Origin of the sequence: Pseudovibrio ascidiaceicola, from assembly GCF_900114245.1 — a bacterium.
Lineage (GTDB): Bacteria > Pseudomonadota > Alphaproteobacteria > Rhizobiales > Stappiaceae > Pseudovibrio > Pseudovibrio ascidiaceicola.
In genome coordinates this window covers 167,494-192,185 of sequence record NZ_FOSK01000001.1, presented here as the reverse complement: position 1 = coordinate 192,185, position 24,692 = coordinate 167,494, and the positions used below count along the sequence as shown (strand labels likewise).

Genomic DNA, 24,692 nt, shown 5'->3' with positions numbered 1-24,692 from the left:
GGCCGAAATGCGGTGGTTTTCTGTAAATAGATTGACGGGTGTTCTTCTCGCAGCGGGAATTGGTTTTGCGACCTCTCTCTCAGCTCAGGCGGAAACACCGAAGGCTGTGGTTGAGTTGTTCACCAGCCAGGGCTGCTCGTCATGTCCACCTGCAGACCAGTTTCTGGAGGAGCTTGTCTCAGACCAGAAGGATGTGGTCACCCTCTCTTACCACGTAGATTATTGGGATTACTTCGGCTGGAAGGACACCTTGGGCTCACCTGTGTTCACTCAGCGCCAGAAGGATTATGCCAAGAGCCGTGGTGATGCGCAGATCTATACGCCTCAGGTTGTTGTGAATGGTCGTGGGCATATGGTCGGCAGTGATCGTGGCTCCGTTAAGAATGCTATCCGCAAGTCTTCTGGTATGAGCGTTCAGGTTGAGGCGATGCTTGACGACAATGCGCTCGAAGTTCAGCTCTCTGGTTCTTTGAAACAGCCAGATAAGAAGGCTGACGTCTATCTTCTTGGAATTGACAAGGAAGCGGTTGTGGAGATCCAGCGCGGTGAAAACGCTGGTACAACGCAAACTTATAAGAACGTGGTGCGCAGCATTATGCCGATTGGCATGTGGTCTGGTACCGCTGAAGTGTTCCGTCTGCCGCGGACCGCTTTGAAGATGTTCGACTCCAAGAACTGGGCTGTTTTGGTTCAGACCAACTCTGGTGAGATGCCAGGCGAAATCATTGGCGCAGCGTTTTACGACAAGTAGAATTGGCTGATAAATTGCGAGTGATTTTCATTTGCAAACATTGAGTGCAAATAAGAATAAAAACTGGCTGTTTGAACCTGTTACATTGTTTAATATGCCACTGAAACCTGATAGAGGACGATAACTTTCTAAGCAGTCGTCGAGTTTGAATTAGGGTGGATGTGGCACATGGACCAGAGCATGCGCTTTGCGCTGGGCAGCATCGTCATTGGCATACTGGTATTTGCTCTTAAATACTTCGCCTTTGCGTTGACTGGCTCCATCGCGTTCTATTCTGACGCTCTTGAAACATCCATCAATATCGCAAGTGCTTCTGCTGCTGCCGGTGCGTTGTACCTGGCGCGCAAGCCTGCTGATCAGAACCATCCATATGGACACTACAAAGCAGAATATTTTGCTGCTGTTCTTGAGGGGGTTTTGATTGTTCTGGCGGCAATCCTTATCCTGCGCAAAGCCTATATGGGTTTGACTGAGCCGTATGAGCTTGAGGTCAATTTTCAGGGTATCGCGCTGAACTTCCTGTCTTCCGTCATCAACTTTTTCTGGGCCATGGCCTTGATGCGCATTGGTAGAGCGCATCGCTCACCTGCGCTGCAGGCGGATGCCCGGCATATCATGACGGATGTTTATACATCTCTCGGTGTGTTTGTTGGTATTGCTGCTGTGTGGGCGACGGGCTGGCAGATGTTTGATCCGATCCTTGCAGGGATTGTTGCGGTCAACATCATGTGGTCTGGTTGGAAGTTGGTACGTGAATCCATTGGTGGGCTGATGGATGAGGCGGCTCCTGAAGAGGAGCAGGAGGAAATCCGGGCGCTGATCTCCAAGTTTGGGGATGGTGCACTAGAGGCTCATGACCTGCGAACCCGCCATGCTGGCCACGTGACGTTCGTTGATTTTCATCTGGTTGTGCCGGGTGAGATGAGCGTTCTGGATGCCCATGCGATTTGTGATCGCATTGAGGAAGGCATCGCAGAAAAGATGCCTGGCGCACGTGTGACCATCCATGTTGAACCGGAAAATCACGCTAAACATTCAGGAATTGTGGTTTTATAGGCACTTACAGAGCTTGAAACCTGACCTGCGTAGTTCTACGGTGTTTCCGTTGTTGCTGCGTTCTGTTGGTCTGGCTGCCTTTTGCCTTCTCTCTGGAACGATCCTTTAAAGCAGTTTGCCCGGAAACGGGGCCACTCCTACTGCTTTCAGTATTGTTGATTGCGTCTTTGTCTTCGAAAGCCATGCTTTGTGGTGGGGGACTGCGCTTCGTTTCTGAGATGAATATGCCCCACAAACATTTTCTTGATCACCTTATCTTGCTTATCGGCGTGTTTTTGATCGTCGGACCGGTGATCGTTATCGCTTTCTCTTCAACGCACTCTGGCGCCACGCTTGGTCAAGATGGCCTCCAGTTTCTGCCGGGGCCATATGGAGTGGAGGTGTATAGCCGGGCGCTGTTTGAAGGGCGCGGGTTTACTGGCGGTGTCACTGGCATAACCATGGCGTTGAACTCGCTCTATCTGGCTGCAGGGTTTGCGCTGGCGAAAGTGGCTGTTTCTCTGTTGGCGGCATATGCGCTGGTGTTCTTTCGGGTGCGCTTTGGGACGTTCTTTTTCTGGGTGATCCTTTGCAGTTTGCTGCTGCCTTTGGAATCCAGGTTTCTGCCAACATATGCTGTGACCAGCAAGCTTGGGCTCGTGAATTCCTATCCGGGTTTGATGTTGCCACTGCTGGCTTCAGCGGTTGGGACATTCTTCTTCCGCCAGTTTTTTCTGGGAGTGCCGACTGAGCTTTCTGAAGCAGCGCGGATTGATGGGGCTGGGCCGATTAAGTTTCTGAAAGATGTTCTGGTACCTGCTTCTGCGCCGATGATTGCAGCACTTGGCCTGCTGATGTTTGTGCAGGGATGGAACCAGTATCTGTGGCCTGTGATGGTTTCCAGCGAAGAGACCAGAATGACTTTGGTGCAGGGACTTAGTTTGGTTGGACGCACAAGCCCGCAAGGGTTGGCACTTGCTGTGCTGGCTATGTTGCCGCCGATCCTGCTTGTCGTCTTCTGTCAGAAAGCCTTCGTGAAAGGGCTGACAGACGGACGTCAGTGATCGCTGATAAATCTCAAAGAGACCATAATTTCTGTCTCCTTTGAGACAGCACCACTTTGCGACCTTGCTACTTCTATGTGGGTTACAGGTATCTTGCGAGCTTTGCTCCAGATGCATCTCACAGAAGAAGGTCTCGGAATGATATTGCGTGGTTTTAAAGCACTTGCTGTTGTTGTCTCAATTGGTTTTGCTGGATGGGTCTCTCAAAGCCCTGCTTATGCATGGGGCGAGTTAAGCTGTTCGGATCTGAATGCGACTATCTCTGACATCGATGATATTTCCGAGGAAGTCTTCTTTGAAGGTGGTGTGCGTGCTGGATCAGGCGCAGATGGTGTTCTGGGGCATTTGATTGATGTAGGTCGTCTGCTCAGTGAGCTGGAAGACGATGGTAAGCTGGACCGTGCGGTTGACCGCCTGGAAGATGCGTGGATCGATGAGGACTGGAGCGGCTACTCCTTTGCTCTGGATGATATCGCGGACCGTCTGGACTACTTTTACTATCGCGACTGCTGAGCAATTGTCTCAGCTGTAGAGCGACGCGACCAAGTCCGGCCATGTGCCGGGCTTTTTTGCGCGTAGTACCTGGATTTCATGAGGCGGCGCTGAAGTAATCTTCTCGCAGCAGCGCCGTGCCGTCTGATTGCAGAACCCAGAGTTCTTTTGAGATGTTGCCGTGGGCTTTGTTCATCTTCCAGTCGGAAGAAAGGATTGCGGAGCTTTCGCCTGATGCGACGATTTTGGGGTTGATGTATTCGATTTTTGAGAAGCCTTCCCGAATGAGCATTTGCCAGAACTCGAGAATTTCGGCTCGTCCGTGATAGGTGCCAAACGGTTTGGCCTCCATAACAGCGTTTGCCTCATAGCAGTTAGCGCAGCCTTGAGCATCACCCGCATTGAACGCGTTCTGCCACTTCTGACTGGCTTCTTTAACCGCTGCTTCCAATTCACTGTTCATCATCGGACTCCAAAGCTCGGGCGCTTGCGCCTCTTTGTTTGGACGTAGGATGAAGAGCGAATCTTGATTAGAAATGGACGTATATGGCATTCCTGAAAGTACCACCTATGAAAGGTGAAGTCCGTCTTTCAAATGTGGTAGGCGGATTTGAACCGACTAGTAAGCTGGGGTATCAACTTTCCTAAGCTTTTGGGTTGCTTTGATTTTGTAGTATTTAGCGTTTGAGCACAGAGCTATTTATTGAGAGAAATTGATAGGCTGGCAAATGCTGCCAAAGAAAAAGCCCGGCGATGGTTGCCGGGCTTTGTAATTTCATCTTTTAGTTCTGGGAGAGTGTTTTGATCCTCCCAGAATTAGCGCAGGCTTAGAGGCGCTGGGAGCCGGTTCCGAATTCCGGATAGGCTTCGACGCCAATCTCCGCTTTGTCGAGGCCCATGGCTTCGTCTTCTTCTGTGACACGCAGGCCGACCACAAGCTGGATTGCGTACCAGACAATGGTGGAGGCAACGAAGGTGAAGATGCCGACGGCTGCAACGCCGATGAACTGGGTGACGTATGACGCGTCAGAGTTGGACAGTGGCACGATGAGAGTGCCCCAGATGCCAGCCAGCAGGTGAACCGGGATTGCGCCCACTACATCGTCGATCTTCAGCTTGTCGAGCATTGGAACTGCGAAGACGACGATTGCCCCACCGACGCCGCCAATGATGACCGACTGAAGTACGCTTGGGGCCAGCGGTTCAGCGGTAATGGAAACAAGACCAGCCAATGCACCGTTCAGAGCCATGGTGACATCAACCTTCTTGTAGAGGGCCTGTGTCAGGGCAATTGCGGTGACCACGCCGCCCGCAGCAGCCATGTTGGTGTTTGCGAAGATGCGGGAGATGTCTGTGACGTCACCAATTGTGCCCATTGCGAGCTGGGATGCGCCGTTGAAGCCGAACCAACCGAGCCACAGAATGAAGGTGCCCAGAGTTGCCAGCGGCATGGAAGAGCCCGGCATTACGTAGACCTGACCGTCTTTACCGTACTTGCCTTTACGCGCGCCAAGGATGATTGCGCCAGAAAGAGCTGCCCAGCCACCAACGGAGTGGACGAGAGTGGAACCAGCAAAGTCAGCAAAGCCCATTTCTGAGAGCCAACCTGCGCCCCACTGCCAGGAGCCGGTGATTGGATAAAGGACGCCTGTGAGGATGACAACGAAGATCAGGAAAGCCCAGAGCTTGATGCGCTCTGCCATGGTGCCGGACACGATGGAGGCTGTTGTAGCGCAAAAGACCATCTGGAAAAACCAGTCGGACGCCGTTGAGTAGCCGGTATCCAGAGCGTCGCCGCCGACAGGATCAAACGAGTAGGGGCCGAAGGAGCCCATGAAGCCGCCGTCAACGCCAGTGTACATGAGGTTGTAGCCGGTGATCCAGAACATCAGACCTGCGATGGAGTAGAGGGCGATGTTCTTGAGGCACTGCATGGAAACGTTCTTGGTGCGGACGAGACCAGCTTCCAGCATGGCGAAGCCTGCAGCCATCCACATCACCAGAAATCCGCCAATCAGGAAGAGCAGGGTGTTGAAGATGTAGGCGGTGTCGACAGCCAGAGCGTATTTTTCTTCTGCCATGACTGGACCTGCGGAAAGTGCCAGGAGTGAGCCTGCGGCAACAAGGGTGGAGGCGCGTTTCATATTCTTTGTCCCCTTCATTTCATTATATTGCTTCTGCGTCGGCTTCGCCGGTGCGAATGCGGACAACTTGATCAATGGAGTAGACGAAGATTTTGCCGTCACCGATCTGGCCGGTCTTCGCTGCGCTGCCTATGGCTTCGACAACTTTGTCTGCCATGTCTGTTGCAACTGCGACTTCGACCTTTAGTTTTGGGAGGAAGGTGACGGCGTATTCTGTGCCGCGGTAGATTTCGGTGTGCCCCTTCTGCCGGCCATAGCCTTTGACTTCGGTTACCGTGAGCCCCTGGATGCCTAAAGTGGTGAGTGCGTCGCGCACTTCATCCAACTTAAAGGGCTTGATGATTGCCATAATGATTTTCATGTCAGATTCCCGTTCCCCTCTCTCATCGATCGCGCCGTAAAGAGTTCTGGAGACCTCTTTGGGACCGGGAAAGTTGCCAGTTATCTGGTCGTTCTCAGAATGCCCGGCCGGCACGCTTGCCTCCTCTCTTTCAAGGAGCGTGCCAGTTTTGAGAAATATCGATTTTTATGTGGATTCCGCATGGGGAAGATGTTGGAATAATCTCGAAAATTCAGCGGCTTGTTTGAAATTAAATTTTCTTGAGGAGGGGACGATCTGGCGGAATTGCGCAGAATGTGGCTGTCACTAAAATAGGCAGAGCCATAAATTGACTCTGCCTATTTTGTAGTCATGTGTGATGTTTGGCTAATTTTTAGCCAAGATGCTTATGCTCTGAAACCTCCAGAGGCGAGGAACTTGGTCTCTTCTGGCGTTGAGGTTCGACCGAGCACTTCGTTGCGGTGAGGAAAACGGCCAAATCGACGGATCACGTCCATATGGATCAGCGCATAATGGTAAGTGTCCTGATCGCCAAGACCGCGGAACAAGTCCACGCTCAAATCCTGCATGTCCATCTCTTCTGAATGCTCAAATGGCAGGAAGAAAAACATGCGATAGCCCATAGGAAAGGCGGTATGGAAGTTCTTGTTCAATGACTCAAGAGCGACTTTTACAGCCTTCGGATCGGATGCAAATGCTTTTGGTGAGCCGCGGTAGATATTGCGCGGGAATTGATCGAGCAGCAAAAGGAGGGCCAAAGTGCCGTGAGGCGTTGCTGTCCAGGCATCGTAATCTCCGCGATTGGCGGCTTCTACGTCGGCTTCAAAGTTCTCACGAATTTCCTGATCGAACGCTTCGCCGCCGTTGAACCATTTGGGGCCGCCTGCCGTCCACCAGAAGTCCAGAATCTCAAGCGCTTTGCTGGTCTCTGTTTTTCCGTCCAGTTCCATCGTCGCCATGGTCTACTCCCCAATATTCACTTTACTGTTGCGCAAAGTTCCGTTAGCCCAGCATCAAACACAGTGCCACACTCGAGTACCTGGTGAAACATTGGTGGAAGATACAAATATTCTGGACCTGAGAGGTCTCAACTGCCCACTGCCTGTGATGAAGACGCGCAAGCATCTTAAGCGTATGGCAAAAGGCGAGCAGCTTGTTGTGAAAGCTACTGATCCAATGTCTGCAATCGATATTCCACATATGTGCCAGCAAGACGGCCATGTGCTGATTGAGAATAAGATGGTAGGTGACGTGCGTCAGTTCAAGATTGAATGCTGATTGCGCTCTTCCTGAAAAAGATTAAGCCTCGCACAGCCTGTCCAGTTTGCGAGCGAGCTTGAAATCCAACTCAGTCAGCCCACCTGCATCATGGGTGGTAAGTAACACATCCACTTTGTTGTAGGTGTTCGTCCATGTAGGATGGTGGTTCATCTTTTCTGCCAGAATTGCAGCGCTGGCCATGAAGCCAAATGCGCGTGCAAAGGACCGGAAGGTGAATGTGCGTTCTATCGCGTTGCCATTTTCAGACAAGGTCCAATGCGGTAATTCTGCTAGGGCAAATTCTTTTGCGGTAGAGGTCAACAACTCGGGCACAAGACCACCTTTGGTTTTGTTGCAAGGGGTGTCTCAGATTTAGTAGGTTTTTCTGACTCGCAAAATCCATGGATATTTGAGTAGATCCGCGCGAAAGTCTGGAGCAAAGATTTCGGCTGGGTTAAATATTCTGGCAGTCAGATTTGGAGGGAGCAGTGGTCTTGTTGCAGCGTCGTGTACTGTTTGTGTGTCTTGGCAATATTTGTCGTAGCCCATTGGCAGAGGGTGTCTTCCGTCATCATGTCAAACAAGCCGGGCTGGAAGAGCAGATTTACGTGGATTCCGCGGGAACTGCGAATTGGCATAGTGGCAAAAAGCCGGACATCCGCAGCATCCAGACAGCGCAGAAGCATGGTGTCGACATTTCTAAACAGGAAGCGCGCCAGCTGATTGATGAGGACTTTGAGAAGTTTCACTACATCATCGCGATGGATGCCAGCAATCTAACGAATATTCAGTCTAAAGCGCCGTATCTGCATACAGCAAATGTGCGCTTGCTGCTTCAGGATGAGCAGAAGGATGTGCCGGATCCGTATTACGGAGCGAATGAGGGCTTTGATGAAGTCTACGATTTGGTGAGCAACGGGACTTACAATTTGCTTCAGGAGATTCGTGAGGAGATGGAGCCGACCGAGATCTAGGCTCTTTGCAAGACATTGAAGAAAAGCTCCGCAGTTGGTTGCGGAGCTTTTTTGTATTTGAGGCAGGCTATTTGAATTTGCCTAGGAAGCTTTTGCTGCTTCGTGCGCACCAGCAGGCAGTGCGACCAAGTTTGGCACGTAGCCAGTTACCACCCTTGGTGAAGGAGGTGTCCAGGTTAGCTGGCTGGGCCCATGTTGGCGTGCGTTGGTACAGGTAGTGATAGACACCCATAATTACGAGCATGGTGATGCCCCAGGAGAGCAGGGTGTCTGAAAAGAAGTGTCCGCCGAAAGCCACACGGTTGGCGGAAAGGAAAAAGACCAATGCCCCGATTGCTGTTGCCAGCGGAATGCGCCAGGCTTTGGGGGCTATAAAGACCAGCACGAACAACCAGATGGATGCTGATGCTTCACCGGATACAAATGAGCAGTTACTATCACAGTGGTTAGTAGGTTGCCAAACGCCGATGAACGGCAGGTCTCCGCCGAATATCTCAGTTTGGCGTGGGCGTGGGCGGCCCCACAGGTTTTTGAAGAACGCGTTGACGACGAGGCCTGGTCCGAGAATGAGCGTGGATACGACGAAGATCGGGTGACGGAGATCCATCAGTGCTTTGATCTTTGGAAACGCGAGCTTGAAGAGCATCACAAACAAAGACAGGCCTGCGACCCACTGGAAGACATAGACGCCGAAGTATCGTACACCGCGCCAGAACGGGTCTTTTGAAACAGGGAAACTGCCTTCGCCGTCATAGAAGAAAGTGGAGGCCCAGATATCCAGTCTCGGGAAAATCAGGAAGATTGCTGAGACTATAAGGATATATGTCAGGATTGCCGTGAACGGACGTTCACCGCAGAAACTAATGATTTTTCTTAGGATTGAAGTGTTCGAGCCGTCTTTTGCCACGGGAATTCCTGAGTTCGCTCTTTTGAGTTACAAGGCGGTATACTTGTTTTCGGAGGTTGCGCCAATGTGCTGCCTTGAAATTCCATTGGTGCTCAGCAAGATTACGTCTCGCACGGCCAAACTCCCATATAGGGACCTGCGAGATAAATTCAAATTGTTTCCATTGCCGTAGGTTGGGTCTTACCGGTCTATTGGATCAGAAAGAGAATAAATGCCTCGGCTCGCGTTTTATTATGAATTTGCCAGCCCATACTCCTACCTGACCGCAGCACGTATTGAGCAGCTTGCGAAAGACAGGGGCATCGATATTGATTGGCGGCCTTTTTTGTTGGGGCCAATCTTCCGGCGTCAGGGGATACAAAGCTCTCCATTTGTAGAGAACCCGAAGAAGGGGGCTTATATGTGGCGGGACGTTGCGCGTACTGCTGCAAACCTGGGGTTGTCCTGGAAGAAGCCACAGATCTTTCCACAGCACAGCCTGCTTGCCTCTCGCATTGCTTTTGCTGGGCGTAAGGAGCCATGGATCGGTGCGTTTACCCGCGCTGTGTTTCATATGGCTTTTGCGCTGGACGAGGATATCTCCAAGCCAGAGTTGATGATTGCCTTGTTGCGTGAGCTGGATCTGGATGCAGATAAGGTCATGCGTCAGGCTGAAACCACTGAGGTCAAGATTGGCCTGCGGGCAGCTGTTGCGGAGGCGGAGGCGCTGGGTGTGTTTGGGGCGCCATGCATGATCACCGAAAAAGGCGATCTTTATTGGGGCAACGACCGCCTTGATGAAGCGCTGGATGCTTCCTTTGTGCGGATTGGCTAGCTGACTTTCTGAAGCGTGCTTTCCAGCAGGCTGTAGAGGGCTGACGGGTTGATAGGCTTTTCCAGAATTTGCCTGAAACCTTGTTTGAAGAGCGCTGGGCGGTCTTCCGGCGCGATGCTTGCTGTGATCGCGAAACTGGCTTTATCTTTTGCGTATCCGTTTGCCTGCATCTGAGTAAGCGTTTCTGAACCGCTCATTTCTGGCATATTCAGATCCAGAAAGATCAGGTCAGATGGAGTTTTTGACTGTACAGCTAACGCCTGCTTTCCACTGTCTGCGATGCGCACTGTCAGGCCAAATGATGAGAAGATTGCTGCCAGCAACTCCCGGTTTGGCTCATTGTCATCAACTACCAGTACAGAGCCAGAAAGCTTGGAGCGCGTCATATTTTGGGCTGGAGTAGAAAGTTGCTGTGTCTGCTCGATCTCTTGGATTGGCAAAACCAACTCAAAACAGGCTGCATGCTCGGTGTTGGTGATGAGCCTCAGGTCTCCATGATGATCACAGGCAAGGTGCCGTGCACTCCAAAGCCCGAGGCCGTGGCCGTCGGATTTACGTTTCGGCGTTGGGGCGGCGTCCAGATGCGAGGCTTGCTCTGGTGACAGGCCTGGGCCAGCATCCTTGAGTGTAACTACGATGTTGGGTTGATGGTTTGAGAACTTGATGTGCGCGCTGAGCGTGATGGTGCCCGTATTGCTGTACAGAATAGCATTATCGACCAGCACTGCGAGAATGCGCTGCAGCTCGTCCGATTGGGTTTGATAGGCCGACATAGCCTCTCGTGACCAGCGGTGGGTGAGGGTGTGACCAGAGCTTGCTGCCTGTGGTGAAAACAGATCAGCGATATAGGTGAGCTGCTCAAGAACTGATCTTGCTTCAGGCTCGGTCTTACTTATAGCACTGCTATGATGTTCAGCTTGTGTGTTTGCGCCGAGGATTGCACCTGTCAGCTTCGCAAGTGAGTTGATGGCTGTTTGCAGGGTATTCAGATGATGTTGCTGCTGATCGCTGAGTGGTTCCTGTGCGATCAGATCAGAAGCCGTTTTCATGGCAGACAGTGGTGTCTTCAGGTCGTGCACCAGCCTTGCAACATCCTGCTTTGGAGCCAGTTTGGGCGCAGGCATGAGATAACTCCTTGATCAATCCTCGAAGAAGAGCCTAAAACACTGGCAGGAAAAGTTCGCCCAGTTCTGGCAAGGATCCACCGAGATTTTGTTTTTTGCTGCTGCAAGCGCATCTGCTTGCGCTCTGGGAGAGTGCTGTATGGTGGAAAGAGAGCGGACACGGAATGCTGTTTAGTACGCTGCAAGTGGTGTTTCCCATTTTTGCGACAGTCGGTGTGGGGTATGGCTTTGGATATGCCGGGCTGCTGAGTAAGCAGGTCGGTGACAATCTCAGCACCTTCTGCATTACCGTGCTTATTCCGGTTCTGATTTTCCGTACTCTGGCGACATCTGATCTTGCTGGTTTGAGCCCATGGGCGCTTTGGGGCACCTATTACACGGCGCTGGCAACCAGTGCTGTGCTGGGTGGTTATATGGTGCGCAAGGTCTTTGGGCGAGAAGCAAGGGCTGCCTGTATTGGTGGATTTTCTGCTGCGTTCTCCAACATGTCGCTGGTTGGTATTCCGGTGATTACCTCAGCCTTTGGGCAGGAGGCGTTGGTTCCGATTTCCCTGATCATCTCCGTGCATGCACCGTCTGTAACACTGGTGTTTGTGTTGGCGATGGAGCGAGCGGTGGTGGTGGATGGCTACCAGGAAGCGCGGCCTTTCAAAGACGTTATGCATTCGCTGTTCACCACGCTGATCAAGAGCCCGCTGGTTATTGCTATTTTGCTGGGCGTGGGCTGGAATTTCTCGGGTTATGAATTGCCTGTGTTGCTGGATGGTGTGCTGCACCCTCTGGCAAAAGCTGCGAGCCCGGTTGCGTTGTTCTCTGTTGGTATGACGTTGCTTAACTATGGTGTGCGCGGGAACATTGCCATTGGCAGCGTGTTGAGTTTGCTCAAGATTGTGCTGATGCCTGCGTTGGTGCTGGCTTTGGGCGTTTATGTGTTCCCGCTCTCGCCGCTTTGGGTGGCGGTGGCGACACTGGCGGCGGCCTGCCCAACTGGTGTTGTGGCCTACCTTTATGCCAGTCAGTTTGGAACCGGGCATGCCATGAGTGCAAACTCTATCAGTCTGACGACCATTTTCTCAATAATCACAATGAGCTTCTGGCTTTGGATCTTAAACTTTCTGGGCTACTAAGAAGGTCTTGCACCCTCTTTCGAGTTTCCCATGATTGTTCAGGTCTTTTTCGTCGTCTTCCCGATCTTTGCTCTTGTTGGCATTGGTTATGTTATTGCTCGTGTTGGATATCTGGACCGCAGTCTTGGCGATATTCTGAGCAAGTTCTGTGTGAACCTGCTTATTCCAATCCTGTTGTTCCGCAGCCTTGGCTCTGCGGACCTCGACGGTATTTCGCCTTGGGGGTATTGGGCAACTTACTACGGCTCGATGGCTGTTGTTGCATTTCTGGGTGGTCTTCTGGTTCGTGTCGGATTTGGGCGTGAAGCGCGTGCGGCGGTGATTGCTGGGTTGACGGCGTCTTTCTCCAACACCGTGCTGGTTGGTATTCCTTTGATTGATGCGGTTTATGGAGCTGAGGGAACGCTTTTGATTTCGCTTCTCATTGTGTTCCACGCACCGTTAACCGCGCTGACGTCTTCTGTGTTGATGGAGCGTGCGGTGGTGATTGATGGTCATAAGGCGCCGCGCTCTAAGAAAGAGCTTCTTATTGCAGTTGGCAAAGGCTTGTTGGCGAACCCGATCCTGTATGGTGTTGTGGGTGGGTTGCTCTGGAATGTATCAGGTTTGGAGATCCCAAAACTGGCAGATGATGTTTTGGCGCCACTAGCGAAAGCTGCCTCACCTGTAGCGCTGGTTGCGGTGGGTATGAGCATGGTGAACTACGGTATCCGCGGTAATCTAGCGATTGGCGGCGTGCTGGCGATCATCAAATCGATCCTGATGCCGTTTGTGGTGTTTGTTGTTGCTGCACACGTGGTGGGTCTGCCCTCTGTCTGGGTAGGGGTTGCAACGTTGATCGCAGCGTGCCCGACAGGCGTGTTCTCCTTCATCATGGCCAACCAGTTCGGCACCGGTCACGCCATGTCCACCAACGGCATCGCAATCACCACAGGCATCTCAGTCTTCACCGTAAGCTTCTGGCTCTGGTTCATTCAGGTGCAGGGGTATTGAGGAAGTTTGATTCCATATTATGAGGTTCAAATAAGTGACTGACCGCTGTCTGATATTTGATCTGGACGGAACGCTGGTAGACAGTGAGCCGTTATGTTCTCAAGCTTTTTTGGATTTGCTGCCAGAGATTAATTTACCACTCTCAGAACTGATGAAGCGTTTTAGAGGGCGTAAGCTATCTGGAATTTTGGCAGACATTGAAAGCATTCTAGAACGAAGCTTGCCAGATAGTTTTGAGAGAGACTATCGTTCGAGAGTGGATCAATTATTCAAGACAGAGTTAGAGGCATTCCCGGGTGTCATTGAAGCTCTCTCCGATATACCAATGCCGATGTGTATTGCTTCGAGCGGTCCTAGGGCGAAAATTGAAACGGCTTTGGAGAAAGCAGGCCTGAAAGGCTTCTTTGGTTCCAAAATTTTTAGTTCGTATGAAGTTGGAATCTGGAAACCTGATCCAGGGCTTTTCCTGCATGCCGCTCGGGCTATGCAATTCGCTCCAGAACGTTGTGTTGTGGTTGAAGACAGTGAGGTTGGAACTCGTGCTGCGAAAGCGGCAGGGATGAGTGTTTTGAAGTTCTGTGATCAGCCTGATCATGAAGCAACAGCGGAAACTTTTGGTTCCTACAGGCAACTTCCGGGAGTTCTCTCCTCAATGCATTCTAAATCTTAGAGACCCAACTCCTCTCTGATTTGCAGGGGAGTGGCACCGCTTGCTCTTAGTTCGCGGAGGGAAGTGTCCTTGGCGGATTTGGCGAGTTTACGGCCTGTTTCATCCAAGATGAGATCGTGGTGTTCGTAATGCGGTTCTGGCAGGTCTAGCAGGGTTTGAAGCAGGCGGTGGACGCTGGTGGCGTGGTAGAGGTCTTTGCCGCGCAGAACGTGAGTGATGCCTTGCAGGGAGTCGTCTACGACTACTGAGAGGTGGTAGCTGGTTGGGGTGTCTTTGCGGGCAAGGACTACATCGCCCCAGGCTGCGGGATCTGCCTGAATCTTCCCTTGATGAGCTTCGTTCCAGCTGAGAGCTGAGCCAGCTAGTTCAATGGCTTTGGCCATGTTGAGGCGCAGGGCATAGGGAGCAGCAGAGTTTTGAAAGGCTTGCTGTTCTTGTACCGAGAGGACGTTGTCGTCGCCTGGATAGAGTGGGGCACCGTCTGGGTCTCGTGGCCATGGGGTGTCTGATGCATCCTGCTCAGCAAAGAAGCGTTTGATTTGAGCGCGGGTGAGGTAGGCCTTGTAGACAAGGCCCATTGCTTCCAGCTGTGCGAGTGCCTTGGTGTATTCGCTGAAATGCTCTGACTGTTTCCGTACTGGTGTTTCCCAGTGCAGGCCAAGCCATTTCAGGTCTTCCAGCATGTCTTCTTGCAGTTGTGGGGTGCAACGGATCGTGTCGATATCTTCGATGCGCAGCAGGAACCTTCCGCCGTTTTGCTTTGCAGCTTCATCGTTGAGGATGGCTGAGTAGGCATGGCCGAGATGGAGGTGGCCGTTGGGTGAAGGAGCAAAGCGATAGACAGGCGAGTTCATTTGCGAAATGGTTCTACTTGGAATATGGACAGCTTGTTATTAGAGCATCTTTGCTTGCTTGAGGAGGGGGCGTTGAGACCTATAGACACGCTTGAGGATATTAAGCGGGAGCTCGCGTCCCTTGTGCAGTTGGATGAGCGACTTGTTCGTATTGCTGATGTTGCAGGTGAGGTGCCTTTGCGTAGGCGCTCTGCTGATTTTGCTGGGCTCTGTAATATTGTGGTGGCGCAGCTGCTCTCGGTGGCGGCTGCGGCGAGCATCTGGGTAAGACTTGAGGCGCTGGTGGTGCCGTTTGAGCCGGATGTGCTGCTTTCCAAGAGTGATGAAGAACTGCTGGGTGTTGGGCTTTCCAATGCTAAGCTGCGAACATTGAAGGCCATTGCAGAAGAGCTGAAGGCTGGTTTGTGTTTGAATGAGGCGGTGGACTGGCCGGGTGAGGTGGCACACAAGCGGCTTTGTGAGATTAAGGGCATCGGTCCGTGGTCCGCAGATATCTTCTTGCTGTTTTGCGCTGGGCATCCGGATGTATTTCCGGTTGGGGATGTGGCCTTGCAGGCTGCTGTACAGCACGCGTTTGATCTGGAAGAGCGCCCCAAAGGAAAGGTGCTTGCTGAAATTGCTGAGGCATGGTCTCCTCATCGTGGAACTGCAGCGCGGTTGTTCTGGTCTTATTACCGTGTGATGAAAGAAGGGCGCGAGACCCTGCCTGTTTGAAGAATGCTGAGCCAATCATGAAGTAGGGAGCCGCTTGATGGAATCCAATAATTTTGTGGCAGCGACAAACAAGCAGATTGAACTGCTTCGTGATGGTAAGCCATTGGAAGCGTTTGATGTGTTTTTTGCTTCTACTGTGCAGATGTTTGCTAATGATGTGCTGTTTGCGGATGGAGCTGTTGAGGGGCGTGCCAAGCAAGAGCCGTTTATCTCGGCGGCGCAATCCATCATTGGTAAAATCGAAGATGTTGTGATTGATGAGGCGCGTGGTTTATGCGCCTTCCGCAATCTGAGCCAGTTTGTTGATGGTGCCGGTGTTGTGCAAAAGATTGATGGTTTGTGCTGGCAGCGCTGGGATGATGGCAAGGTCGTTGAAGAGCGCTATTATGATGGTGCGATGATGAACGTCCTTTTGAAGAATGGTCTGCTTCAGGATCTTGCTGGTCATATGACGATGAAAGAAGCTGAATGAGTATGCATGAGCTTGAGTGCATTCGCTTGGAGCCGAGCCATGCGCCAGTGCGTAAATTGCTGGTGTTGCTGCATGGCTATGGTGGTGATGCGGGCGATATGGAGCCGACGGCGCGTGTTTTACGCGACGAGCTGCCAGAGACTGCCGTTGTTTGCCTGAATGGGCCAGAGCCATGTGCGCATTGGGTTGAGGGGCGGCAGTGGTTTGCGGCCTCTGAGTTTGATGCTCGGGAAGTCTGGATTGGTGTGCAGGCGGCCGCGCCGTTGATCAACCGGGTGCTGGATGCGGAGCTGGAGCATTATGGTCTGTTGGAGCGGGACATGGTGCTGGGCGGCTTTTCGCAGGGAGCTATGGTTGCTTTGCATGTTGGACCTCGGCGTTTTTCTGAGGCGGCTGGCCTGCTAAGTTTCTCGGGTGTTCTGGGCGGGCCTGAGCATCTGGTGGAGCAGATGGTTGTGCGGCCTCCGGTGATGTTGCTGCATGGCAGTGAGGATGATGTGGTGTCTGCGGCGTATCTTGGTGCTGCAAAGACTGTATTGGTGAGTGCAGGTTTTGATGTGGAAGCGCATGATTTGGCAGCGCTTGACCATTCCATCAACGGTGAAGCGCAGGCGTTGGCGCTCCGGTTTTTGAAAGAGCGATTTGGAATTTCAGCGCCAACCACTATCTAGATGAAGCAAAGACCGGAGGAGGGGTGTGATGTTGCAAAGTAAGCGTGCGAAACAGTTTCAGAGTTTTTTGGATGATCGTGGTCTTGGGCTGAAAGTGGTTGAGCTGCCGGAGTCTTCGCGCTCTGCCGCAGAGGCTGCGCAAGCGCTGGGCTGTGCTCAGGAACAGATTGTCAAATCCCTTGTCTTTCAGAAGCTGGATACTGAGGAAGCTATTCTGGTGCTGGCAAGCGGAACCAACCGCGTTAATGAAGAGGCTATTTCTACAGTTGTCGGTGGGCCGATCGGGCGGCCTGATGCCAAGTTCGTCAGAAATGTTACCGGGTATTCAATTGGCGGCATTCCACCATTGGGACACAAGCAGGAGCTGACAGTGTTCGTAGATGAAGATCTGTTGAGCTTTGACGAAGTGTGGGCTGCTGCTGGAACGCCGAATGCAGTGTTTATGATGCCCGGAAATTTGCCGGACATTTTGGGAGATCATCAGGTTATCAGCGTGAAGTAACAGGCTACATTCTGTCTTCGACTGGCCAATGAACATATGCGAGGATCCAGAGGAAGATCAGGTTGACCAAGGGAATGAAAGCCAGAATGGTCCAGATCCTTGAGAAGCCGAGACGGTTCAGGATTCTCGCGATTGGAATGACGACAACCAATATCCAGACAATCATAATGACGACTTGCCAAAGGGCGAAGCCTTCCATCATCATTTCATGATTCATGTGACGACCTCCTGTCCATCTGCTTCAGGACCAACTATCTGTTTGATGGTTACAAAGGTCAAAGAAAATATTTATTGATTACAATTGCTTATGACTAATTCATGGGCATATTTTTAGGGGAAGTCGGAGGCGCCTGTTCCTCCGATAAATGAGGGTACGATGAGCACCGCGCTTATTATTATTGATGTACAAAAATATTTGTTTGATGTGGAGCCGCACCCGTTTGAGCGGGATGAAACAATTGCTCGTATCAACAGGCTGAGTGCAAAAGCTCGTGAAGCAGATGTGCCAGTTATCGTTGTTCAGCACGAACGGGCAAACCATCAATTGGCTTATGGTACTGACGGGTGGGAATTACCGGATGATCTGGTTGTAACGAACAGTGATTTGAAAGTGCGGAAAACTGCACCGGATTCCTTCTACAAAACCAATTTGAAAGAGTTGTTGGATGAGCGCGGCATCACTGATCTGACGATCTGCGGGTTTGCCTCGGAGTTCTGCGTGGATACCACGTTCCGCCGTGCGGCTTCGCTTGGGTTTAACCTGCGACTGGTGAATGACGCGCACACCACGCACGACAAAGAGCACGCTACCGGACAGCAAATCAGAGAGCATCACAACAATACGCTCGTTTTTCTTCGTGGGTATGAGGGCAGTATTGCTGTTTTACCGGAAGCTGACGTTGAATTTGCGCAGGCAGTGACGGCTTAACTTTCGCGATCAGCGATGTAACGGGCCAGCGTCTTCAAGGTGTTGGCCTTAGCGCCGTATGGCTCCAGCAGTTCATCTGCTTCTGCAATCAAGCGTGAGAGCTCCTGACGGGTGTGGCTTTCACCCAGCAGGCTGACGAGGGTTGCCTTGCCAGCTTCTGCATCTTTGCCCGTTGCCTTGCCAACCACTTCTGCATCGCCGGTCAAGTCCAGCAGGTCATCTGCCAGCTGGAACGCCAGACCGATGATTTCACCAAAACGGGTGAGGCGAGCGATGTCGTCGTCTGTGGCATTTGCGAGAATTGCGCCTGCACGACATGCATAACGAATGAGCGCGCCGGTCTTCATCGCCTGAAGCTGACGGATCTCAGCTTCTGTTCTGTCGCGGTGCTCAGAGGCCAGGTCCAGCATCTGACCGCCTGCCATGCCGCCAATGCCGGATGCGCGGGACAATTCCCGCGACAGACGCAGACGGATGGCTGGATCTGGATGCACTTGTTCATCAGCAATGAAATCAAATGCGATCGTGAGCAGTGCATCGCCTGCTAGAATAGCCGTTGCTTCGTCAAATGCCTTATGAGTTGTTGGACGACCACGACGCACATCGTCGTCATCCATTGCTGGCAGGTCGTCATGGGCGAGGGAGTAGCAGTGAATGCATTCCAGCGCTGATGCGGCAACAAGCGTGCCTTCATCTTCGTGACCGAACAAGCGGGCAGCTTCCACCATGAGAACCGGGCGCAGACGTTTGCCGCCGGACAGCGCTGCATAGTTCATCGCTTCCAGCAAGCGTTCAGGGCGGGCCAATTCCTCAGAACGAACTGTCTCCCCTAAAAGAGAGGTGAGCTTTTCTTCAAGAGACTGAGCGGTTTCGGTGATGACCGATTTTAAAGCAACAGACACAGAACCCCATCCCAAACGAGCAAATAAAGTACAACAGATTTGAAAGTGCTTACCTATTCGACAGATAGCAAGTTGATCGTTTGTCCTGAAAACAGCTCAACGTCAAGTGAAATGGAGTGTTTCCGTAAGGTTCCTGCGGAATTTCGCCCTGTAAATATTCGGCTGAGATTTCCTGCGGAGTTGCCTTGATGCTGTTTTTTTCTTTAGGTTAAATCTAAAGTTACCTAAGGTCATATAATAAGAGCCTCGCAATAAGGCGCCCTAGTAAGTCAGCTATAAGAGATGATAGGGGGAATAGAAATGCGTGCACTTTCGAAGATTTTGTCGAATTTTGTCCAGAAAGGGCAACTTGTAATTTTTGATGCCAAAGACAAAAAGCATGTTTTTGGTAGCGATGAAAGCGGCCCCTCCGCTGCATTGCGTTTTCACAGTCAGAAACTTCCCTACACACTTCTGATTGATCCTGAGCTGAAAGCAGCCGAAGCCTACATGGATGGCTTAATCACCATGGAGCCGGGTCACACTCTGAATGATCTGGTTGCTGTGTTCATGGCGAATGATGGCCTGCTTACAGAACATCCTATTCAACGAATTTTGACTTTCATGAAAGATGGCCATACGCGACGACGCCTTGGCCTGAACCTGAAGAAAAACAAAGCGCAGGTGCGCCATCACTACGATTTGTCGACGGACTTGTATCGGCTCTTTCTCGATGACGGGCTCAATTATAGTTGCGCTTATTACCGGACGCCCGAAGATACGCTTGAAGAAGCCCAGCAAGCCAAGCTGGATCATCTTGTTGCGAAGCTGGACCTGAAGCCAGGCATGTCAGTTCTTGAAATTGGCGGCGGTTGGGGTTCTCTGGCTATTCGTATGGCGCAGACCGGTGCGCAGGTGACCTCTCTCAACGTCTCTACCGAGCAGATCAAAATTGCTGAAGAGCGGGTGAAAGCTGCCGGTCTTGAGGGGAAGGTTGATTTTGTTTGTCTGGACTACAACGAGTTTGAGGGTGAGTTTGATCGCGTTGTTTCTGTCGGCATGATGGAGCATGTTGGCCACGGCAATCTGGGTGCTTACTTTGCTAAGGTCAGAGACTGTCTGAAGCAGGATGGCTATGCTGTCATTCACTCGATTGGTCGCAGTGGGCCCCCGGGTGTGACGGGCCCATTCCTGAGCAAGTACATCTTCCCAGGTGGGTATTGTCCTGCTCTTTCAGAGACTTTTGCCGATATTGAGAAAACGGGTCTTTGGGTCTGTGATAACGAGATTTTGCGACTGCACTACTATTACACCCTGAGAGATTGGCGCCTTAACTTTGAGCGTAACCGGGACAAGATCAAAGAGCTGTATGACGAGCGCTTTTGCAAAATGTGGGAGTTTTATCTGTCAGGCTGCGAAATGAACTTCCTGCATGGGCGGCTCATGGTGTTCCAGTTGATCCTGTCTAAAGAACGAGATGCTGTGCCGATTATCCGTGACTTCATTGGTGACAATGAGCAGGCGATGATCTCTCATCGTGATGATCGCAGAAAAACGGCCTAAGCTACTCTGTATTAAAGAAATGACCCCGGAATTAGTTCCGGGGTTTGTTGGGTTGGATCATTGACGCCAAGTAAAATCATTGGCTACTTTCCCGATGTTTAGAATGCATGGGTGAAAGCAGGTCGTTGGTGTTTGATGATATTCCATTGCCCTCGCAAAGGCGGCGAGAGGGCATTTTCAATTTTTCCGAACCGGGTAAGTCGACAGCTTATGCCGTTTTGTTTGCGCTATTGCTTGGGCAGTTCGCGGCCCACCGGTTTTATCTGCGCAAGCTTGGCAGTGCTGTTGTCATCAACTGCCTGAACATTACAGCAGTTTTGATCCTGATCCCGTTGCTGATGGGATTGGACGGACATAATTTGATTGCTGATCTGACGACAGGCGAGTGGGTTGGCTTCGGTGTTGCCATCGGCATGGCGATGATTGCGAACATTTGGGTGTTTATCGATCTGATCGTGCTGATTGTATTGCTTATTCGGGAGAGCTTTTAGGGCAGCTGCGGGGCGGCGGCTTGGTTTCTTCAGGTTTGCCTAGGAAGAATTCATAACCCCTAGTTCTATGCCGTAAATTTCGAGAGATGTGTTGATCGATAATGCGTGTCAGCCTCTGAGTGTGATCGAAGCTCACCGGAGGTCGTAGTTATGAGCGATCAAACCGTCATTCCGCCTAGTAAAAGAGGTTTCTTTTATCTCAAGAATCCGCACAAATCTGCTGTAGTGACAGTGGTCCTGTCGCTCTTTTTGGGCGGCTTGGGGCTGCATCGGTTTTATCTTGGTAAGCCGCTGAGCGGAGCAGTGATGCTTGTTCTCTCTTTGATTACGGCTTTTCTGATTGTGAGCGGCCTGAACCGGATGGAGACGCTGGATCCGAACGGAATGCTGGCTGTTGTCAGTGGAGCTTTGGGGTTGGGAATGGTTGTCTCTGCATGGGCTTTTGTTGATCTTCTGATCATTCTTGTGGGAGTGTTCAATACACCTTCCGAGCCGAATGAGGTTCGTTAGAGGCCATTACAAAGAAAAGCCGAAGCTGGGGGGCTTCGGCTTAGCTCTTGGAGCCAGTTTAGGGATCGCCTGTTATTCGGGGCACGAATAATCCTGGGAGGGGATTAAACAGGGCGAAAACCTTAGGAGAGGCGCTTGTGGTTATTCAGCTGCTTCCAATTCCAGTTCTGATGCTTCAAGGGCGACAGCAGCAGATTGGATGATTGATGCGAAACGAACAGCTGTTTGCACCATCTCGGCAGTTACTCCAGCTTTGCGCAGGATAGCTTCGTGGCTATCAATGCACATGCCACAGCCGTTGATGGCGGATACAGCAAGCGACCACAATTCAAAATCAACTTTGTCTACGCCCGGCTTGCCGATCACGTTCATACGCAATTTGGCAGGCATGGTTCCGTACTGCTCATTTGAGGAGAGGTGTACGAAGCGGTAGTAGATATTGTTCATGCTCATGATTGATACAGCAGCTTTGGCGGCGCTCATCGCTTCTGCGGATAGGTGCGGAGCAGCTTCTGCAATCAAGGCCTTCTTCACGTCTGCATTGCGGGTGGCGATGGCGCAAGCGACGATCAGGCCGTATTTTTGTTGAGCAGTCAGAGATTCATCAGTTCCCATAGAGCCAAGATTCAAACGAACATCCTTAGCAAAGTCACCAAGGCGGGATTTCAAGGAATCGATGGACATGATGTTTCTCCTAATGATTTTGGCGGTGGGCCACGTGCAAAGTGATGGTTTTTAGTTTTTGATGCGCAAACTCTTCCGAAATCTGTTTTTTATTGTCTTCGGAAGTACGCTAAAAAAGACCGGAGCCTGCGATTTTTCGCTTTATGTGCTCCGGTCCTGATCGTTCCGGAATTAAGCTGCGATTACGTCGCCGCCAACTTCACGGTTACATGGGCAGAGTTCGTCGGTCTGCAGAGCGTCGAGAACACGCAGGGTGTCTTTAGGGTTACGGCCAACGTTCAGGTTGGTTGCGTAGATGTGCTGAATGGTGTTCTCGTTGTCGACAACGAAGGTGTAGCGGTATGCAACGCCGTCTGGGGAGCGAACGCCGAGGCCGTCGATCAGGGAACCGTTGGTGTCAGCGAATGCCCAGATTGGCAGCTTATCGAGATCTGGGTGATCACGGCGCCATGCCAGCTTACAGAATTCGTTGTCGGAAGAACCGCCGAGTACAACTGCGTCACGGTCTTCAAACTCACCTGCAAGGCGAGCGAATTCAGCGATTTCGGTTGGGCATACGAAAGTGAAGTCTTTTGGGTAGAAGAAGATTACCTTCCACTTACCTTCGAAGCTTTTTTCAGTAATTGCTTCAAATGCGCTTTCGCCGTTTTCTTCGTGGTTGTTGAAACCAGGCTTTACGCCAACTACTTCAAATTCTGGAAGCTTTTCGCCGATACCGAGCATGGTACTCTCCTAAATATGGAATGACGCCAGAGCGCGTCGATTAGTGATTCTTATGAAAATGTCGAAAAACGCATCTTCGTTGGGGTCTTTATGCAACTCTTGATTTGATCGGTCAAAACGATAATAACGAAGAAGTCCATCGATTTTTTCGAACGACATGCTAAGTTGTCTTGGAATTGGCCGAATTCCGCCAAAACTTAGAGAAATTCTAATCTATAGGCTTTGATCTGTGTCATCTGGTCGCACGATGTTACCCACATTAAAACAGCTTCAGTACTTCAAAACGCTGGCCAAACTTCTGTCTTTTTCGAAGGCGGCGGAGGCTTGTTTCATCACACAATCAACGCTTTCTGCCTCGATCAAACAGTTGGAAGGTATTCTTGGGTGTGAGCTGCTCGACCGCTCTGGCCGCACGCTGGTGCTGACTGAAGCAGGAGAGAAGGTGCTGGAGCGAGCATCCTTGTTGTTGCGTGATGCAGAGGACCTTGTGCAGGGGGCCCGTGCGCAGAACAAGCCTTTGTGTGGCCGGTTTCGGTTGGGGGTGATTCCATCCGTTGCGCCATTCTTGCTGCCACGCTTTCTACCGCAGCTCAGGGAGCTTTATCCTGAGTTGCAATTGTTCCTTCGTGAGGATCTGTCGCGCAATTTGATCATTGCTTTGCGGGAAGGGCGGATTGATGCAGCGCTGATGGCGCTGCCCTATGACACGACGGGGTTTGAATCTGCTGAGATCGGAAGCGACGCTTTTTATCTGGCCGTGCCAAGTGCGCATGCGCTGGCTGGAGTCCATGAAGTGAGGATGGAAGATCTTGCGGATGAGGTGCTGCTGCTGCTGGAAGATGGGCACTGTTTGCGAAACCATGTCCTTGCCGCTACGGGAGGACGTATGTTGACGGCAAATGAAGATGTACAAGCCACATCTTTATCAACACTTGTGCAAATGGTGGATAACGGCATCGGCGTCACTTTGGTGCCACGTATTGCAGTAGATGCAGATATCGACCGCGGGACCTCTTTGAAGCTGATCAAGATTGCCGACAAGAATGCGCGCCGGACGATTGGAATGGTCTGGAGGCGTAAATCTTCTTTTGAAGGAAATGCAAAATTACTTTGCAAGGCTCTGGAACGCTTTATGGTTGAAACTCAAAGAGACGTCTCGGTTCCTCAAGATGTATCGGAGAAAAGTGCTTGAAAAAAGCGCGTTCAAAGGAGAAACCAGAGCCATTAAAGCGCAGGATCAGGCGTTGGGTGTTGCGTACACTCGGGGTGCTTGTGGCTTTGCCGGTGGTGCTGACACTGCTGTATTCTGTGGTTCCTCCTTATTCCAGTCTGATGCTGTTTCGCGTTGTGACTGGTCAGCCCGTTTGGCGAGAATGGGTGCCTTTGGAAGAAATTTCCGTTAATTTACAACGATCTGTGGTCGTCTCCGAGGATGCCACGTTCTGCTCTCACGGCGGCGTTGACTGGCCTGCGGTGCGTGGGCAGGCTTGGAAGTTGTTTGAAGGCAAGCGGCCTCGTGGGGCGAGTACCATCACCATGCAGCTTGCGAAGAACCTGTTCCTCTGGAACGACAGGGATTATCTGCGCAAAGTGCTGGAGGTTCCTCTGGCGATGCTCATTGATACGGTGCTGTCAAAGCGGCGGGTGTTGGAGATTTATTTGAACGTTGCTGAATGGGGTCCGGGGATCTTTGGAGTGGAAGCTGCATCGCGAACTTTCTTTGGGAAAAGTGCTGCAAAACTTTCTGCGACTCAGGCCTCTTTGCTGGCTACAGCGCTCCCAAATCCAATTGCCAGGAACCCTGCAAAACCTAGCTCTGGACATCGCAGGCTTGCCGGTATAAACCGTAGCCGAGCTCAGGTGGCCGGCGAAGTGCTTAACTGTATTTCGGCGCCGGAGAGGTAGTGCGAAATTATTTTCGTATAAGGACTGGCAAATCCTTCTGTTTGCCTGTATAACCCCCGCCAATCTGAGAGATTGTGTATTTCGCACGTTAACGCCGCG

32 protein-coding genes are annotated in these 24,692 nt (G+C 51.5%); 20 read left to right on the top strand and 12 right to left on the bottom strand.

Annotation, left to right across the window (positions count from 1 at the left end; genetic code table 11):
- The first annotated feature begins 7 nt into the window (after nt 1-7).
- The 4 genes from BM231_RS01005 to BM231_RS00985 all read left to right on the top strand — a co-directional run bounded on the left by BM231_RS01005 (nt 8) and on the right by BM231_RS00985 (nt 3,363).
- Nucleotides 8-751 carry a DUF1223 domain-containing protein gene (locus tag BM231_RS01005; RefSeq protein WP_093516085.1) on the top strand — a complete coding sequence of 248 codons (744 nt, stop codon included), beginning with the start codon at nt 8-10 and terminating at the stop codon, nt 749-751.
- A 168-nt stretch (nt 752-919) separates the two neighbouring features.
- Nucleotides 920-1,807, top strand: coding sequence for a cation diffusion facilitator family transporter (locus BM231_RS01000; protein ID WP_063308956.1), 888 nt, complete (start codon nt 920-922; stop codon nt 1,805-1,807).
- Between the two features lie 224 nt (nt 1,808-2,031).
- Nucleotides 2,032-2,850, top strand: a complete 819-nt coding sequence (locus BM231_RS00990; RefSeq protein WP_093516981.1) for a carbohydrate ABC transporter permease — start codon at nt 2,032-2,034, stop codon at nt 2,848-2,850.
- A 138-nt stretch (nt 2,851-2,988) separates the two neighbouring features.
- Nucleotides 2,989-3,363, top strand: a complete 375-nt coding sequence (locus BM231_RS00985) for a hypothetical protein (RefSeq protein WP_208859972.1) — start codon at nt 2,989-2,991, stop codon at nt 3,361-3,363.
- A 76-nt stretch (nt 3,364-3,439) separates the two neighbouring features.
- Here BM231_RS00985 and BM231_RS00980 read toward each other — a convergent pair whose 3' ends face one another.
- The 4 genes from BM231_RS00980 to BM231_RS00965 all read right to left on the bottom strand — a co-directional run bounded on the left by BM231_RS00980 (nt 3,440) and on the right by BM231_RS00965 (nt 6,785).
- Nucleotides 3,440-3,805: a YybH family protein gene (locus BM231_RS00980; protein ID WP_063299781.1), complete on the bottom strand. Its 366-nt coding sequence runs from the start codon at nt 3,803-3,805 to the stop codon at nt 3,440-3,442.
- A 364-nt stretch (nt 3,806-4,169) separates the two neighbouring features.
- Nucleotides 4,170-5,486, bottom strand: coding sequence for an ammonium transporter (locus BM231_RS00975; protein ID WP_093516081.1), 1,317 nt, complete (start codon nt 5,484-5,486; stop codon nt 4,170-4,172).
- A gap of 22 nt (nt 5,487-5,508) precedes the next feature.
- Nucleotides 5,509-5,847, bottom strand: coding sequence for a P-II family nitrogen regulator (locus BM231_RS00970; protein WP_057464729.1), 339 nt, complete (start codon nt 5,845-5,847; stop codon nt 5,509-5,511).
- Nucleotides 5,848-6,212: 365 nt separating this feature from the next.
- Nucleotides 6,213-6,785 carry a DUF924 family protein gene (locus BM231_RS00965; protein ID WP_093516079.1) on the bottom strand — a complete coding sequence of 191 codons (573 nt, stop codon included), beginning with the start codon at nt 6,783-6,785 and terminating at the stop codon, nt 6,213-6,215.
- Between the two features lie 94 nt (nt 6,786-6,879).
- Here BM231_RS00965 and BM231_RS27320 point away from each other — a divergent pair, with 94 nt between their 5' ends.
- The gene (locus tag BM231_RS27320) at nt 6,880-7,104 is read left to right on the top strand and encodes a sulfurtransferase TusA family protein (RefSeq protein ID WP_063308945.1); all 225 of its coding nucleotides are present in this window, start codon (nt 6,880-6,882) and stop codon (nt 7,102-7,104) included.
- 21 nt (nt 7,105-7,125) lie between these two features.
- Here BM231_RS27320 and BM231_RS00955 read toward each other — a convergent pair whose 3' ends face one another.
- Complete coding sequence (locus BM231_RS00955) at nt 7,126-7,419, bottom strand: 4a-hydroxytetrahydrobiopterin dehydratase (protein WP_093516077.1); 294 nt, start codon at nt 7,417-7,419, stop codon at nt 7,126-7,128.
- A 155-nt stretch (nt 7,420-7,574) separates the two neighbouring features.
- Between BM231_RS00955 and BM231_RS00950 the strand changes: the two genes are divergently transcribed.
- Entirely contained in the window at nt 7,575-8,060 is a 486-nt protein-coding gene (locus BM231_RS00950) for a low molecular weight protein-tyrosine-phosphatase (protein WP_057464687.1), read from the top strand.
- Nucleotides 8,061-8,127: 67 nt separating this feature from the next.
- Here the strand turns inward: BM231_RS00950 and BM231_RS00945 are convergent, their stop codons facing one another.
- On the bottom strand, nt 8,128-8,967 hold the full coding sequence (locus tag BM231_RS00945) for a phosphatase PAP2 family protein (RefSeq protein ID WP_093516075.1): 840 nt from the start codon (nt 8,965-8,967) through the stop codon (nt 8,128-8,130).
- A gap of 211 nt (nt 8,968-9,178) precedes the next feature.
- Here BM231_RS00945 and BM231_RS00940 point away from each other — a divergent pair, with 211 nt between their 5' ends.
- Complete coding sequence (locus tag BM231_RS00940) at nt 9,179-9,781, top strand: 2-hydroxychromene-2-carboxylate isomerase (RefSeq protein ID WP_093516073.1); 603 nt, start codon at nt 9,179-9,181, stop codon at nt 9,779-9,781.
- Here BM231_RS00940 and BM231_RS00935 read toward each other — a convergent pair.
- Nucleotides 9,778-10,905 (bottom strand): hybrid sensor histidine kinase/response regulator, encoded by a 1,128-nt coding sequence (locus BM231_RS00935; RefSeq protein WP_093516071.1) that lies wholly within the window; start codon nt 10,903-10,905, stop codon nt 9,778-9,780. The two genes, BM231_RS00940 and BM231_RS00935, sit on opposite strands and share 4 nt — an antisense overlap.
- Nucleotides 10,906-11,069: 164 nt before the next feature.
- On the opposite strand from BM231_RS00935, the gene BM231_RS00930 reads away from it, so the two are divergent.
- The 3 genes from BM231_RS00930 to BM231_RS00920 are packed head-to-tail and all read left to right on the top strand — an operon-like array spanning nt 11,070 to nt 13,695.
- A complete protein-coding gene (locus BM231_RS00930; protein ID WP_093516977.1) occupies nt 11,070-12,032 on the top strand; it encodes an AEC family transporter in 963 nt (320 codons plus the stop codon).
- A 30-nt stretch (nt 12,033-12,062) separates the two neighbouring features.
- Nucleotides 12,063-13,025, top strand: coding sequence for an AEC family transporter (locus BM231_RS00925; RefSeq protein WP_093516069.1), 963 nt, complete (start codon nt 12,063-12,065; stop codon nt 13,023-13,025).
- A gap of 34 nt (nt 13,026-13,059) precedes the next feature.
- On the top strand, nt 13,060-13,695 hold the full coding sequence (locus BM231_RS00920) for an HAD-IA family hydrolase (protein WP_093516067.1): 636 nt from the start codon (nt 13,060-13,062) through the stop codon (nt 13,693-13,695).
- Here BM231_RS00920 and gluQRS read toward each other — a convergent pair.
- Nucleotides 13,692-14,549 (bottom strand): tRNA glutamyl-Q(34) synthetase GluQRS, encoded by an 858-nt coding sequence (gene gluQRS, locus BM231_RS00915; protein WP_093516065.1) that lies wholly within the window; start codon nt 14,547-14,549, stop codon nt 13,692-13,694. The genes BM231_RS00920 and gluQRS overlap by 4 nt on opposite strands.
- Before the next feature lie 72 nt (nt 14,550-14,621).
- Between gluQRS and BM231_RS00910 the strand changes: the two genes are divergently transcribed.
- The 4 genes from BM231_RS00910 to BM231_RS00895 are packed head-to-tail and all read left to right on the top strand — an operon-like array spanning nt 14,622 to nt 16,908.
- Entirely contained in the window at nt 14,622-15,263 is a 642-nt protein-coding gene (locus tag BM231_RS00910; protein ID WP_093516063.1) for a DNA-3-methyladenine glycosylase family protein, read from the top strand.
- Between the two features lie 37 nt (nt 15,264-15,300).
- Entirely contained in the window at nt 15,301-15,735 is a 435-nt protein-coding gene (locus BM231_RS00905) for a hypothetical protein (RefSeq protein ID WP_093516061.1), read from the top strand.
- On the top strand, nt 15,732-16,406 hold the full coding sequence (locus BM231_RS00900) for an alpha/beta hydrolase (RefSeq protein ID WP_208859969.1): 675 nt from the start codon (nt 15,732-15,734) through the stop codon (nt 16,404-16,406). Before BM231_RS00905 ends, BM231_RS00900 begins: the two co-directional genes overlap by 4 nt.
- A gap of 28 nt (nt 16,407-16,434) precedes the next feature.
- On the top strand, nt 16,435-16,908 hold the full coding sequence (locus BM231_RS00895; RefSeq protein WP_093516059.1) for a YbaK/EbsC family protein: 474 nt from the start codon (nt 16,435-16,437) through the stop codon (nt 16,906-16,908).
- A 4-nt stretch (nt 16,909-16,912) separates the two neighbouring features.
- On the opposite strand, the gene BM231_RS00890 is transcribed toward BM231_RS00895, so the two are convergent.
- Nucleotides 16,913-17,125, bottom strand: a complete 213-nt coding sequence (locus tag BM231_RS00890) for a hypothetical protein (RefSeq protein ID WP_063291285.1) — start codon at nt 17,123-17,125, stop codon at nt 16,913-16,915.
- A gap of 159 nt (nt 17,126-17,284) precedes the next feature.
- Between BM231_RS00890 and BM231_RS00885 the strand changes: the two genes are divergently transcribed.
- On the top strand, nt 17,285-17,836 hold the full coding sequence (locus BM231_RS00885; protein WP_093516057.1) for a cysteine hydrolase family protein: 552 nt from the start codon (nt 17,285-17,287) through the stop codon (nt 17,834-17,836).
- On the opposite strand, the gene BM231_RS00880 is transcribed toward BM231_RS00885, so the two are convergent.
- Nucleotides 17,833-18,738, bottom strand: coding sequence for a polyprenyl synthetase family protein (locus tag BM231_RS00880; RefSeq protein ID WP_093516055.1), 906 nt, complete (start codon nt 18,736-18,738; stop codon nt 17,833-17,835). The genes BM231_RS00885 and BM231_RS00880 overlap by 4 nt on opposite strands.
- 300 nt (nt 18,739-19,038) lie before the next feature.
- Between BM231_RS00880 and BM231_RS00875 the strand changes: the two genes are divergently transcribed.
- The 3 genes from BM231_RS00875 (at nt 19,039) to BM231_RS00865 (ending at nt 21,281) form a co-directional block, all read left to right on the top strand.
- Nucleotides 19,039-20,280: an SAM-dependent methyltransferase gene (locus BM231_RS00875; RefSeq protein WP_093516053.1), complete on the top strand. Its 1,242-nt coding sequence runs from the start codon at nt 19,039-19,041 to the stop codon at nt 20,278-20,280.
- A gap of 128 nt (nt 20,281-20,408) precedes the next feature.
- Nucleotides 20,409-20,771 carry an NINE protein gene (locus BM231_RS00870; protein WP_208859968.1) on the top strand — a complete coding sequence of 121 codons (363 nt, stop codon included), beginning with the start codon at nt 20,409-20,411 and terminating at the stop codon, nt 20,769-20,771.
- Between the two features lie 150 nt (nt 20,772-20,921).
- The gene (locus tag BM231_RS00865; protein ID WP_093516051.1) at nt 20,922-21,281 is read left to right on the top strand and encodes an NINE protein; all 360 of its coding nucleotides are present in this window, start codon (nt 20,922-20,924) and stop codon (nt 21,279-21,281) included.
- A gap of 141 nt (nt 21,282-21,422) precedes the next feature.
- Here BM231_RS00865 and ahpD read toward each other — a convergent pair whose 3' ends face one another.
- Both ahpD and BM231_RS00855 read right to left on the bottom strand, forming a co-directional pair.
- On the bottom strand, nt 21,423-21,965 hold the full coding sequence (gene ahpD / locus BM231_RS00860) for an alkylhydroperoxidase, AhpD family (RefSeq protein ID WP_057464702.1): 543 nt from the start codon (nt 21,963-21,965) through the stop codon (nt 21,423-21,425).
- 171 nt (nt 21,966-22,136) lie between these two features.
- A complete protein-coding gene (locus BM231_RS00855) occupies nt 22,137-22,688 on the bottom strand; it encodes a peroxiredoxin (RefSeq protein WP_093516049.1) in 552 nt (183 codons plus the stop codon).
- A 247-nt stretch (nt 22,689-22,935) separates the two neighbouring features.
- On the opposite strand from BM231_RS00855, the gene BM231_RS00850 reads away from it, so the two are divergent.
- Together BM231_RS00850 and mtgA are read left to right on the top strand one after the other, a co-directional pair.
- Complete coding sequence (locus BM231_RS00850; protein ID WP_063294563.1) at nt 22,936-23,880, top strand: hydrogen peroxide-inducible genes activator; 945 nt, start codon at nt 22,936-22,938, stop codon at nt 23,878-23,880.
- A 56-nt stretch (nt 23,881-23,936) separates the two neighbouring features.
- Complete coding sequence (mtgA, locus tag BM231_RS00845) at nt 23,937-24,593, top strand: monofunctional biosynthetic peptidoglycan transglycosylase (RefSeq protein ID WP_342029949.1); 657 nt, start codon at nt 23,937-23,939, stop codon at nt 24,591-24,593.
- The last annotated feature ends 99 nt before the right edge of the window (nt 24,594-24,692 follow it).

Bases quoted from the DNA above. Each gene is read 5' to 3' on its own strand.
- BM231_RS00940 (WP_093516073.1), top strand. From the start codon at position 9,179: ATGCCTCGGCTCGCGTTTTATTATGAATTTGCCAGCCCATACTCCTAC.
- BM231_RS00875 (WP_093516053.1), top strand. From the start codon at position 19,039: ATGCGTGCACTTTCGAAGATTTTGTCGAATTTTGTCCAGAAAGGGCAA.
- BM231_RS01005 (WP_093516085.1), top strand. From the start codon at position 8: ATGCGGTGGTTTTCTGTAAATAGATTGACGGGTGTTCTTCTCGCAGCG.
- BM231_RS00890 (WP_063291285.1), bottom strand. From the start codon at position 17,125: ATGAATCATGAAATGATGATGGAAGGCTTCGCCCTTTGGCAAGTCGTC.
- BM231_RS00930 (WP_093516977.1), top strand. From the start codon at position 11,070: ATGCTGTTTAGTACGCTGCAAGTGGTGTTTCCCATTTTTGCGACAGTC.
- BM231_RS00855 (WP_093516049.1), bottom strand. From the start codon at position 22,688: ATGCTCGGTATCGGCGAAAAGCTTCCAGAATTTGAAGTAGTTGGCGTA.
- BM231_RS00865 (WP_093516051.1), top strand. From the start codon at position 20,922: ATGAGCGATCAAACCGTCATTCCGCCTAGTAAAAGAGGTTTCTTTTAT.
- ahpD (WP_057464702.1), bottom strand. From the start codon at position 21,965: ATGTCCATCGATTCCTTGAAATCCCGCCTTGGTGACTTTGCTAAGGAT.
- BM231_RS00905 (WP_093516061.1), top strand. From the start codon at position 15,301: ATGGAATCCAATAATTTTGTGGCAGCGACAAACAAGCAGATTGAACTG.
- BM231_RS00895 (WP_093516059.1), top strand. From the start codon at position 16,435: ATGTTGCAAAGTAAGCGTGCGAAACAGTTTCAGAGTTTTTTGGATGAT.
- BM231_RS00990 (WP_093516981.1), top strand. From the start codon at position 2,032: ATGCCCCACAAACATTTTCTTGATCACCTTATCTTGCTTATCGGCGTG.
- gluQRS (WP_093516065.1), bottom strand. From the start codon at position 14,549: ATGAACTCGCCTGTCTATCGCTTTGCTCCTTCACCCAACGGCCACCTC.
- BM231_RS00900 (WP_208859969.1), top strand. From the start codon at position 15,732: ATGAGTATGCATGAGCTTGAGTGCATTCGCTTGGAGCCGAGCCATGCG.
- BM231_RS00985 (WP_208859972.1), top strand. From the start codon at position 2,989: ATGATATTGCGTGGTTTTAAAGCACTTGCTGTTGTTGTCTCAATTGGT.
- BM231_RS01000 (WP_063308956.1), top strand. From the start codon at position 920: ATGGACCAGAGCATGCGCTTTGCGCTGGGCAGCATCGTCATTGGCATA.
- BM231_RS00925 (WP_093516069.1), top strand. From the start codon at position 12,063: ATGATTGTTCAGGTCTTTTTCGTCGTCTTCCCGATCTTTGCTCTTGTT.
- BM231_RS00970 (WP_057464729.1), bottom strand. From the start codon at position 5,847: ATGAAAATCATTATGGCAATCATCAAGCCCTTTAAGTTGGATGAAGTG.
- BM231_RS00965 (WP_093516079.1), bottom strand. From the start codon at position 6,785: ATGGCGACGATGGAACTGGACGGAAAAACAGAGACCAGCAAAGCGCTT.
- BM231_RS00935 (WP_093516071.1), bottom strand. From the start codon at position 10,905: ATGCCTGCGCCCAAACTGGCTCCAAAGCAGGATGTTGCAAGGCTGGTG.
- BM231_RS00850 (WP_063294563.1), top strand. From the start codon at position 22,936: ATGTTACCCACATTAAAACAGCTTCAGTACTTCAAAACGCTGGCCAAA.
- BM231_RS00980 (WP_063299781.1), bottom strand. From the start codon at position 3,805: ATGAACAGTGAATTGGAAGCAGCGGTTAAAGAAGCCAGTCAGAAGTGG.
- BM231_RS00975 (WP_093516081.1), bottom strand. From the start codon at position 5,486: ATGAAACGCGCCTCCACCCTTGTTGCCGCAGGCTCACTCCTGGCACTT.
- BM231_RS00885 (WP_093516057.1), top strand. From the start codon at position 17,285: ATGAGCACCGCGCTTATTATTATTGATGTACAAAAATATTTGTTTGAT.